Annotated in this window: 12 protein-coding genes and 1 pseudogene; 10 read left to right on the top strand and 3 right to left on the bottom strand. The window is 32.3% G+C overall.

Annotated elements, in window-relative coordinates; genetic code table 11:
• The first annotated feature begins 318 nt into the window (after positions 1-318).
• The gene (gene abc-f, locus KM800_RS14440) at positions 319-1,797 is read left to right on the top strand and encodes a ribosomal protection-like ABC-F family protein (protein ID WP_217813713.1); all 1,479 of its coding nucleotides are present in this window, start codon (positions 319-321) and stop codon (positions 1,795-1,797) included.
• Between the two features lie 57 nt (positions 1,798-1,854).
• On the opposite strand, the gene KM800_RS14435 is transcribed toward abc-f, so the two are convergent.
• On the bottom strand, positions 1,855-2,181 hold the full coding sequence (locus KM800_RS14435) for a winged helix-turn-helix transcriptional regulator (protein ID WP_217813712.1): 327 nt from the start codon (positions 2,179-2,181) through the stop codon (positions 1,855-1,857).
• Between the two features lie 122 nt (positions 2,182-2,303).
• Between KM800_RS14435 and KM800_RS14430 the strand changes: the two genes are divergently transcribed.
• The 5 genes from KM800_RS14430 (at position 2,304) to KM800_RS14410 (ending at position 5,095) form a co-directional block, all read left to right on the top strand.
• A complete protein-coding gene (locus KM800_RS14430; protein ID WP_217813711.1) occupies positions 2,304-2,939 on the top strand; it encodes a flavodoxin family protein in 636 nt (211 codons plus the stop codon).
• Between the two features lie 92 nt (positions 2,940-3,031).
• On the top strand, positions 3,032-3,505 hold the full coding sequence (locus KM800_RS14425; protein WP_217813710.1) for a glutathione peroxidase: 474 nt from the start codon (positions 3,032-3,034) through the stop codon (positions 3,503-3,505).
• Between the two features lie 21 nt (positions 3,506-3,526).
• Positions 3,527-3,931, top strand: coding sequence for a flavodoxin family protein (locus KM800_RS14420; RefSeq protein ID WP_217813709.1), 405 nt, complete (start codon positions 3,527-3,529; stop codon positions 3,929-3,931).
• 60 nt (positions 3,932-3,991) lie between these two features.
• Positions 3,992-4,435, top strand: coding sequence for a MarR family winged helix-turn-helix transcriptional regulator (locus KM800_RS14415; protein WP_217813708.1), 444 nt, complete (start codon positions 3,992-3,994; stop codon positions 4,433-4,435).
• Positions 4,436-4,564: 129 nt separating this feature from the next.
• On the top strand, positions 4,565-5,095 hold the full coding sequence (locus KM800_RS14410; RefSeq protein WP_217813707.1) for a transposase: 531 nt from the start codon (positions 4,565-4,567) through the stop codon (positions 5,093-5,095).
• 49 nt (positions 5,096-5,144) lie between these two features.
• On the opposite strand, the gene KM800_RS14405 is transcribed toward KM800_RS14410, so the two are convergent.
• The gene (locus tag KM800_RS14405; protein ID WP_217813706.1) at positions 5,145-5,303 is read right to left on the bottom strand and encodes a CPC_1213 family protein; all 159 of its coding nucleotides are present in this window, start codon (positions 5,301-5,303) and stop codon (positions 5,145-5,147) included.
• A 291-nt stretch (positions 5,304-5,594) separates the two neighbouring features.
• Between KM800_RS14405 and KM800_RS14400 the strand changes: the two genes are divergently transcribed.
• The 3 genes and pseudogenes from KM800_RS14400 (at position 5,595) to KM800_RS14390 (ending at position 8,304) form a co-directional block, all read left to right on the top strand.
• A complete protein-coding gene (locus tag KM800_RS14400) occupies positions 5,595-5,963 on the top strand; it encodes a DUF6483 family protein (RefSeq protein WP_217813705.1) in 369 nt (122 codons plus the stop codon).
• Between the two features lie 159 nt (positions 5,964-6,122).
• Positions 6,123-7,415 (top strand): nickel-dependent lactate racemase, encoded by a 1,293-nt coding sequence (larA, locus tag KM800_RS14395; protein WP_217813704.1) that lies wholly within the window; start codon positions 6,123-6,125, stop codon positions 7,413-7,415.
• Between the two features lie 58 nt (positions 7,416-7,473).
• Positions 7,474-8,304, top strand: a pseudogene (locus KM800_RS14390) (sialate O-acetylesterase).
• 202 nt (positions 8,305-8,506) lie between these two features.
• Here KM800_RS14390 and KM800_RS14385 read toward each other — a convergent pair.
• Positions 8,507-8,782 carry a helix-turn-helix domain-containing protein gene (locus tag KM800_RS14385; RefSeq protein WP_217813703.1) on the bottom strand — a complete coding sequence of 92 codons (276 nt, stop codon included), beginning with the start codon at positions 8,780-8,782 and terminating at the stop codon, positions 8,507-8,509.
• 577 nt (positions 8,783-9,359) lie between these two features.
• Here KM800_RS14385 and KM800_RS14380 point away from each other — a divergent pair.
• Positions 9,360-10,313, top strand: a complete 954-nt coding sequence (locus KM800_RS14380; protein WP_217813702.1) for a serine hydrolase — start codon at positions 9,360-9,362, stop codon at positions 10,311-10,313.
• The last annotated feature ends 342 nt before the right edge of the window (positions 10,314-10,655 follow it).

Below are 10,655 nucleotides of genomic sequence, written 5' to 3'. Positions count from 1 at the left end.
ATTTTAGTGATAGAAAAAAATAGTCCTTATCGGACTAGAGAAATGAGTGCCTTGAAGTTATGCTCAAGGCTATAAATAAAATGATCGGAGGTGGAAAGATGCGTAACTTTTCTTGTTAGTTTTTTAAAGCATGATAAATTTATAAAGGTGATGGATATCGCTTGTTTTATTGTGCTTGTGCAAGAAAGTTACCAGTCTTTTCAGTCAAACAGTATAGTATATTTTGGGCGTATTTAAAATTGCGTTTATTTTGCTGTATTTATGAGCTGTGAGAATTAACTTTCTTGCAGCTCGATTTTTTATACAGGAGGATAATTTATGTCTTTAATAAATGTTACAAATATGACTTTTGCTTATGATGGCAGTTATGATAATATATTTGAAAATATAAGTTTTCAGATAGACAGCGGCTGGAAATTGGGATTTACAGGAAGAAATGGCAGGGGCAAGACAACATTTCTCAATTTGCTTCTTGGAAAATATGAATACAAGGGAAATATCTCTGCAAATGTGGATTTTGAATATTTCCCTTTTAAAGTAGAGAACAAAGAGAATATTACACTTGATGTAATTGGTAATATTTTGCCGGATTATATTCACTGGAAATTAATGCGTGAGCTTTCATTACTAGAAGTTTCCGAGGATGTCCTATATCGTCCATTTCATCTACTGTCAAATGGAGAGCAGACCAAAGTAATGCTTGCTACTCTGTTTCTCAAGGAAAATAGCTTCTTGTTGATTGATGAGCCAACCAATCATCTTGATATAAAGGCAAGAAAACTTGTAGGCGACTACCTTGACACTAAAAAGGGATTTATTTTGGTATCCCATGACAGGAACTTTTTAGATAATTGTGTTGATCATATTCTCTCAATTAACAAGACAAATATAGAAGTTCAAAAGGGAAATTTTTCTTCCTGGATTGAAAATAAAAAGAGACAGGACGATTTTGAGATTGCAGAAAATGCAAAACTTAAAAAAGATATCAGCCGATTGTCAAAAGCCATTAGACAAACAGATAGCTGGTCCGGTAAAGTTGAAAAAACAAAACATGGTACCAAAAATTCCGGTTCCAAAGTAGATAAAGGCTATATAGGTCACAAGTCAGCAAAAATGATGAAACGATCCAAAACAATTGAAAAAAGACAGCAGAGTGCATTCGATAAAAAGTCCAGGCTTCTTAAAAATGTTGAAAATAGTGAAAAATTGAAAATTTCTCAACTGCCATATTACAAGGACAGACTTGTAGAACTAAATGATATTTCAATTTTTTATGACAATACCATGATCTGCAAAAATGTAAGCTTTACTATTGAACAGGGTGACAGATTGGTTCTTGTAGGCAGAAATGGATGTGGAAAATCGAGCATCATGAAGCTTATCTGTGGTGAGAATATAAAGTATACTGGTAATTTTATAAAGGAAAGCCAATTAAAGATATCCTATGTATCACAGGATACATCAAATTTGCAAGGTAATTTAACTGATTATGCCGTGGAAAATGATATTGATGAAAGTCTTTTTAAAGCTATTTTAAGGAAACTTGATTTTTCAAGAACTGAATTTGAAAAGGATATGTCAACTTTTAGCGGAGGCCAGAAGAAAAAAGTACTCATAGCCAAAAGTCTATGTGAGAAAGCTCATCTGTATATATGGGATGAACCTCTTAATTTTACAGATGTTATTTCACGTATGCAGATAGAAGAATTACTTCTGTCATATTCACCAACTATTCTATTTGTAGAGCATGACAGTGAATTTTCTAAAAATATTGCAACAAAGACTTTTGAATTCTAAGGGTCAGACCCCATGGGAAAAAATGTCATGGGGTCTGACCCTTGACCCTGAGACACTCTATTTTTTTATATGTTCATTTCCCCATTTGCTCATGAGTTCAAGAACCGGTATTAATGTCATTCCTTCTTCCGTTAAGGAATACTCAACTCTAGGTGGAACTTCATTATATTGTTCCCTATGGATTAGCTTGCTGTTTTCAAGTTCTTTGAGCTGTGCGCTTAATGTCTTGTGGGCAATAGGCTCTAAATTATTTCTCAAATTATTATATCGTATTACTTTGGCTTTATATATTTTCCACAGTATAATCCATTTCCATTTACCACCAATTACAGATATCGTATAACGCATTCCACAACATCCATATTTATCTTCAAAACTATTCATAATAGTGCTCCTTTACGAACCTTATGGTTAGTATATAACAAATAAGTGCATACTTACTTTCCTTATTACTATGATATATAATTTATAGCATAAAATCAATTATGAAAATGGAGGAAAAATCAATGAAAGTAATTGCAATTAACGGAAGTCCTAGAAAAAATAAAAATACTGCCACTCTACTTGGCAAGGCACTGGAAGGGGCATCTTCACGTGGTGCAGAAACAGAGCTTATCCATCTTTATGATTATAATTATAAGGGGTGTATAAGCTGTTTTGCCTGTAAATTGAAAAATGGGAAAAGTTATGGAAAATGTGCCTTAAAGGATGATTTAACCCCTATTCTTGAAAAAGTTTCAAATGCAGATGCAATTATTTTTGGTTCTCCAATATACCTGCACTCAGTTACCGGAGCCATGAAATCTTTTCTGGAACGACTTGTATTTCAATATCTGGTTTATGACAAAAATCATTCAAGTATTTTTCCGAGAAAAATACCAGCTGGATTCATTTATACAATGAATGTAACTAATGAGCAATCTAAAGCCTATGAAGATGGTCTTAAAACTATAAAATCATATATAAAAAATACCTTTGGTTATTTTGAATCTTTAGCTGTCAATGACACGTATCAATTCGATGACTATTCCAAATATGTTGCATCACTATTTGATGAAAAGAAAAAGAGAAAAGTCAGGGAAGAACAATTCCCGCAGGATTGTAAAGCTGCATTTGATATGGGGGTGCGATTTGCTAGATAAACTGGGGGTCAGACCCCTGTTGACAAACAAAATTATATTGTGTACAATTTAATTAAACACAATTTAATTAACAAGAAGGGATAGGACAAATTATGAGTATTTATGATTATACTGTAAAAGATGGAGCGGGCAATGATGTTTCAATGGATAAATATAGAGGAAAAGTATTGTTGATTGTCAATACAGCTACGAAATGTGGATTTACACCACAGTATAAAGGTCTTCAGAGTTTGTATGAGAAATACCAGTCCCAGGGATTTGAAATACTGGACTTTCCATGCAATCAGTTTGCTGGTCAGGCACCGGGAAGTAATGAAGAAATTGCAAATTTCTGTGATATTACATATAAAATTACTTTCAGTCAGTTCTCAAAAATTGATGTCAACGGGGAAAATGAAGATCCGCTTTATACCTATCTGAAATCTCAAAAGGGTGGAGTTATGGGAAACAAGATCAAGTGGAATTTTACTAAATTTCTTGTGGATCGAGAAGGTAATGTTGTTGAAAGATTTGCATCCACAACAACACCTGACAAGATAGATGCAAAAGTAAAAGCCTTGTTATAACCCAATTAGGAGGGAAATGTCATGAAAATAGCAGTGAGATATTATACAAAGACAGGCAACACGAAAAAACTTGCAGATGAGATAGCAAGAACAGTAGGTGTAGAGGCAAAAACAGTAGATGAAAAATTATCAGGAGATGTAGATATACTGTTCCTTGGAAGTTCCGTATATGCTGCCGGTGTAGATGAACAGGTCAAAAAATTCATTGAAGACATGGATGGTTCTGTTGGTAAAATTGTAAATTTCAGTACTGCAGCAATCCTTAAGTCAACCTATTCTCAAATAAAGAAAATTGCAGGTAAAATGGGAATAGAGGTAAGTGACAGGGAATACCACTGTAAAGGCTCATTTGGTTTTATGCATAGAGGAAAGCCTAATGCTCAAGATTTAAAGGAAGCAAGTAAATTTGCAAAATCATTTTTATAGGGAAATTTGCAAACTTAACTGTGCATAATATAATAACTTTGCAAAAGGAGCATATGTATCATGAAGAACAAATATGACGTTTTAAAATTAGAAAATCAACTGTGCTTTCCTCTTTATGCATGTGCAAAGGAAGTAGTTAAAATGTATAAGCCATTTCTTGACAAGATAGATCTGACATATACACAGTATATAACCATGATGGTAATGTGGGAAAGAAAAAAGCTTAATGTCAAGGAACTTGGAAGATATCTCTACCTTGATTCTGGAACGCTTACACCAGTTTTGAAAAAATTGGAATCCAAAGGATACATTACACGTGCCCGCTCAAAAGATGATGAAAGAAATCTTATGGTTACACTTACTGATAATGGAGATGGACTTAAAGAGAAGGCAGTTGAAATCCCTATGCAGCTTGTGAAATGTGCCAAACTAAACTTGGATGAATCACAAAAACTATATGGTTTGCTTTATAAAATGCTGAACAGCAGGGGTCAGACCCCATAACAGCAGGGGTCAGACCCCATGACAAAAAAAGGAAAAATTGATGGATAGAGAGAAGAAATCTTCTCTCTATTTTTGTGATTAAAGATAAACACATGTGGCTATAATCTAAAACAAAAGGAGTAAAAGCCCATGGTAAGGAAAATTAGAGAATGGTATCCTGGAGCCAAGTATCATATAATTTGTAGAGGAAATCACAGAGATGACTTATTTAGGGATGAGCAGGATTATAAAGTCTATTTAAACATATTAAAAGAGACAAAGAAAAAGTTGATATATGAAATATATTGTTATTGTCTTATGACAAATCACATTCATATGGTTATTGCAACTGAGGAAATAAAGATAGGAAATATTATGAAAAGAATAAATATGTGTTATTCAATCTACTTTAACAAGAAGTACAATTTAACAGGACATTTGTTTCAAGACAGATATAAATCTCAATTGATAAAAGAAGATAAATACATGCTTGAAGTAAGCAGATATATACACTTAAATCCAGTAAAGGCCAATATGGTAAAAAATCCTGAGAATTATAAATGGAGTAGCTATAGTATGATTATAGGAATGTATAGAGAAAAATTTATAAATTCGCAAAGAATACTTGATTATTTTAATAATTCTAGACAACTTTATCAGAAATTTGTTGAGATGATGTGAGAGGGTCAGACCCCATGGCAAAAAATGCCATGGGGTCTGACTCTCTTATTTATTCCATATTATAGTTTTCATATGAAGTATAACTTCTATCTGTTGTAGAATTAGATTCTGTTCTTGAACTCTCAGCTTGTGGATCATGATTTATATGCTTTTTTTTGAATTTGCCATCTTCTTTTTTAACATTATTATGATTTATTTTATGCTTCATTAATTATCTCTCCTTTCTTTCTAAATATAGTTTTTCCTCAAAGGTGACTTTTATGTTGGCAAGTTTGAGCCATGTATAACTATAATATAAGAAATAACATAAAATTTGATGAGTTAAACATTTTAAGGAAATTAAGATTATATAAGTTAAAAATTTAAAAATAAGAATTATGCTAAAAATAAAAGGGTACATGGTCTTTGACACCATCATATGGATAATGTACACTTATTTTAATATTTACTCAGCACTTATTGGAATTTATGTATTTTCAATGAAAGGAGTACTACTTTAATGTATGAACATGATTATATAAAAAGGTTGATAGAATCAATTGGAGAAATGTTAGGTCGTAATTCTGCAGGACAAGATGCCGTAGAAAGAAATATAAACATGGACAATCAAAATGTAGTTATTTCCAAAGATGGATTATTGGAAATGATGATCAGAAAGTATATAAGTGATGGAAAAATTAATGAAGCTGAAGATAAATTGATGGAATCAATAAAATCAAATAAATCACAGCGAAACTATGAGACTGCATTATTTTTTTATAATGAAATCAACAAATGGGATGACAATAAACTTGCCAGATGTAGTTTTTCAAAACAGAGAATAGTAGACGGACTGATAAATATAAAAAATATGTATAGAAGTGTATAAAGGGGTCAGACCCCATGGAATTTATTTCCACGGGGTCTGACCCCACTTAATTGTCTAAGTTTGTCAAAAATACAGAGAGTTTATGATATAATAAATGCAATAATACAAAGAGATATTTGCACTTATTCAAAAATAAATTATTTAGGAGGATTTATATAAATGAAAGAAATTAAAATGAAGTACGGACAGGGTACTATGGATGCCCTTATTGATGAAAAAAATGTGATTGAGGTAATAAAAAGCAATCCTGTCAAACAGGATAAGACAGAAGATGAAGTTATATCGGAATCACTTTGCAATCCCATTGACAGCAAGAGACTTAAGGATATAGTTAAAGAAGGCGAAACGGTTTGTATATTAGTTTCAGACATTACAAGATACTGGCAGAAGCCTTATAAATTTTTGCCTAAAATTGTAGAGGAACTGAATGCAGGCGGAGTTAAAGATGAGGATATTATATTCATTGTTGCTTTAGGTTCTCATAGAAAACAAACCAAGGAAGAACATGATATGCTTCTTGGTGAAAAACTGTCAAAAAGATTTAAAGTCTATGACCATGATTGCTTTGATGAAAAAGGAATGGTATATTTAGGCGAAACAAGTCATGGAACACCTGTTATAGTAAACAAAAAAGCTATGGATTGTGATCATATAATACTTACAGGAGCTATTATTTATCATTTCCTTGTTGGCTGGGCTGGAGGAAAGAAATCTATTCTTCCTGGTATATCATCCTTCAAGACTATATCAAAAAATCATTCACTTTCTTTAAATGAGGGCCTTGGAAGCGGAGTAAGATCTGAAATATGTTCAGGAAACATTATAGGGAATCCCGTACATGATGATATGCTGCAGGCGGCTGCTATGGTAAAGCCTTCATTCATGTTCAATGTAATAATGGGACCGGACGGCAATATAGCCAATGCAGTTTCAGGAAATTACATAACAGCTCATGAAGCAGGAAGAAAATTAGTAGACAGTATTGATGGTGTTAATATAAAGAAGAAGTCAGATGTAGTTATTGCAAGTGCAGGGGGATATCCAAAGGATATAAATCTCTATCAATCAATAAAAACTTTAATGAATGCAAAAGAAGCAGTAGTTGATGGTGGTACAATCATAGTTATCGCCCAGTGTAGTGGAGGAATTGGAGATATTAAAGATATTAATGACATGATACAGAATTATGACAATATGCTTGACAGGGAAAAAGATCTTAGGGAAAAGTATACTATTTCAAAATATGTTGGATACTTTTTCTGTGAAACTGCTGAAAAATATAAATTGATTTTGGTTTCTGACATTGATTCTGATTTACTTAAGAATACTAAGATTATTTTGACCAGGACACTGGAAGAGGCAGTTGAAATTGCATATGCCAAAAATAAAAATCTTACAGTTAATCTTATGTATAATGGAGCAAATACTCTTCCAAAATCAGCTCAAAAGTAATTGACAATTAACAAATAGCAATTTATTAATATCAATATTTAGTAGATAGGAGAAAAGAATGAAGTCATTTTTACTAATTGGACAATCAAATATGGCAGGTCGTGGATTTACCCATGAAGTGCCTCCGATTTATAATGAAAGAATTATGATGTTGCGAAATGGAAGATGGCAGATGATGGCTGAACCAATTCATTTTGATAGACCAGCTGCGGGCGTAGGGCCTGCGGCATCATTTGCAGAGGCTTGGTGTAAGGATAATGAGTGAGAAAAAATTGGCCTCATTCCATGTGCCGAAGGTGGCAGCTCCATTGATGAGTGGTCAATAGATGGAACATTATTTCGTCACGCAATAAATGAAGCTAAATTTGCAATGGAAGGCAGCGAATTGGCAGGAATACTATGGCATCAGGGGGAAAGTGATAGCCAAGATGGAAAATACAAAGAATACTATGAAAAAATATTAAGAATCTTTAATAAAATAAGAAGAGAATTATCCCTACCTAATATTCCATTTATTATAGGTGGTTTGGGCGATTATTTGGGTAAGGTGGCATTTGGTGCAGGGTGTGTGGAATATCAACTTATTAATAAAGAACTTCAAAAATATGCACAGGATAAAGAAAATTGCTATTATGTTACTGCTAAAGGACTTACATCTAACCCGGACGGTATCCATATCAATGCTATGTCACAGAGGATATTTGGTATAAGATACTATGAAGCGTATCATAAAAAAGAGCATATATATGAACCGTTAACAAATGAAAAAGAGTTAGTGGATAAATGTCATAATAGAGCGAATACTTCAGCGGAAAAAACATATATAATACTAGAAAGATTTGTCTCGGGAAAGATTTCTTATGAAGAGTGGATGAAGGCTTTTTCGTAGGGATATGGTAGCAACAAATTTCTATTTGTTAGTTACACATCTATTATATTATATATGATTACCCCCATGCATTATTTTTATAATACATGGGGAATAAATTCATTTTACAAAGGAGTATGGGTTAGCTAATATTCATTCACAATAGCTGAAATTATTTGTTCTATTACAGGAGTCTGATTATTCTTTATATCTCAATAAAAACTCAATTATATTTGGCAGTAATATCAGAAAGTGATCCATTTCCGTCGATATATTCCTCTACCACTTTCTGTTTAAATTCTTTTGAATAACTATTGTTCTTTGATTTAGGAACAAAAGCAGATAAACCGGATATCTGATATACAGAAATCCATTGCCGGATTGTTCTTGTATTGTCTATCGACAAATCATTCATAATATCCGAAACACCTCTTATACCATTAAGATAGTATTCGACAGCTTGTACTTTTTGTTCAGCGGTACATTTGGGCTTTGCCATAAAAATACCTCCAGAGTATCAGCTTTTATATTTAAACTTTCTACTTTAGAGGTATCATATCAAGACCTGAAGTGCCTTCTATTTACCTGGTATTTCTAGTTCTTTCTTTAAACCCATAATTTCTTATATTGATAAATTTATGACAGAAGAATATTTACTAGAACTTATACAAAAACAATACTATCTAATGATAGAAATACGTATGATTTTATCAAGTCAGCAAAATCAAAATTAATGAAGGACAATATGTTTAAACAGTTAGAGAGCAGCATAATATCATTTAAGTCTAATGATTGTATAATTAAAGAAATTTATACATAAAAGACTGGAATTTTACTATGTTTTTCAATATTCGATTCAAAGTTTCAATTATTTCCCGGAAAATAGTTTTTTGTACTTTTAATATAAAGTGCATTTTCAACGCATGGGGTCAGACCCCATGGTAAAAAAAGTAAATTAAAGAATTAGATGTTTTTGGGTGGATACATTCTAAATTTTATGTAAACAATTCAAAAAAATATACGACTATAATAACAGGTAAACTTTTAACTGAAAGATTGACAGGAGATAAAACTAAATGAATAAAAAATTGTCAAAAGTGATTTTTAGCATAGTAATTTTAATTCTAGTAGGAATAAGTGTAATGGAAGTTAAACTGTACAAGCAAAATAAAACTTTGGAAAAGAAATTATCTGATATAAAGAATGTAAATTTAAAAGAGAAAAACAAGACAGTCAAACCAGCAAAACATATTTCACAAAAGGCAGTTGTCCAGCCAAAGCAGATTGATAAAATTGAAAGGGCAAAACAGGCTGCACAGCAGTACATAGAATCAAAAAATGTGGGAGTTTATTTCATCCAACTTAACAGTGGAAAAAGTTTTGGAATAAATCAGGACAAAATTTATTATGCTGCAAGTACTGGCAAGCTTCCTGAAATATTGTATACTCAAAAGAAATTAAATGTGGGAATCATAAGTTCAAATACCAAGTTTCCATATCATGATTATGTAAATAATATACCAGGGGCCATGATTAGAGGCGGTACTGGTATATTGAAAAATAATATCCGTGATGGTCAACTTGTAAGTGTTGATGTACTGCTCAAGGATTCCTGTAGTTACTCTGACAATTTGGCTGCCAACATGCTTGGATACTATGTGTGCGATAAAAATGATGGTGCCTTTAAGAAGTATATAGGAGGAATACTGTCAAGAAATATAGTTACATTTTCAAAAGAATTCTCCGCTAGGGATATAGCTGTATTGATGAAGGAAATATACAGTCAGAACATCAATGGTGGACAGGCAATATCCTATATGAAGAATACAAGCTGGGATACTGTCAAAATTCCAAAGTACCTTCCTGTAAAAACAGCACATAAAATTGGTATAAACGGAGCTTACAATCATGATGCTGCAATCGTGTATTCAAAAGATCCCTATGTGATATCAATTATGACCAATGGGGAAAGTGATGAATTTATTTCCCAGCTTTCTAAAATAATTTATGATGAAGTGAACAAGAGTTAGAAAAAAACGCATGGCAAATGCATGGGGTCAGACCCTATGGTAAAAAAAGTAAATTACTTAGTTAAAACATTTTCTAAAGCGAAAAAATATTTTAACTATTAAGGCAGTTCTTATAATAAATGAAGTGATTTTGTAGTTTGATTTTTTGTATACATATTTATTCAATTGATTTTTGCCTAGTTTCAATACCAACAGTGGCAATGATCAGAGCTACGAAGACAAGTATTCTTCGAGGAGTGATGAAAACTGCAATAAATCTATTACATCTGATGTTAGGGTTCAACTATAATACATTTTAGCAGCATCTGAAAGGCTTGAAAATTTAAATACATCTCATGTTAA

Origin of the sequence: Clostridium tyrobutyricum (assembly GCF_019144085.1) — a bacterium.
Taxonomy (GTDB): domain Bacteria; phylum Bacillota; class Clostridia; order Clostridiales; family Clostridiaceae; genus Clostridium_B; species Clostridium_B tyrobutyricum_A.
The sequence above is the reverse complement of the archived record's forward strand: the minus strand, read 5'-3'. Positions and strand labels throughout refer to the sequence as shown.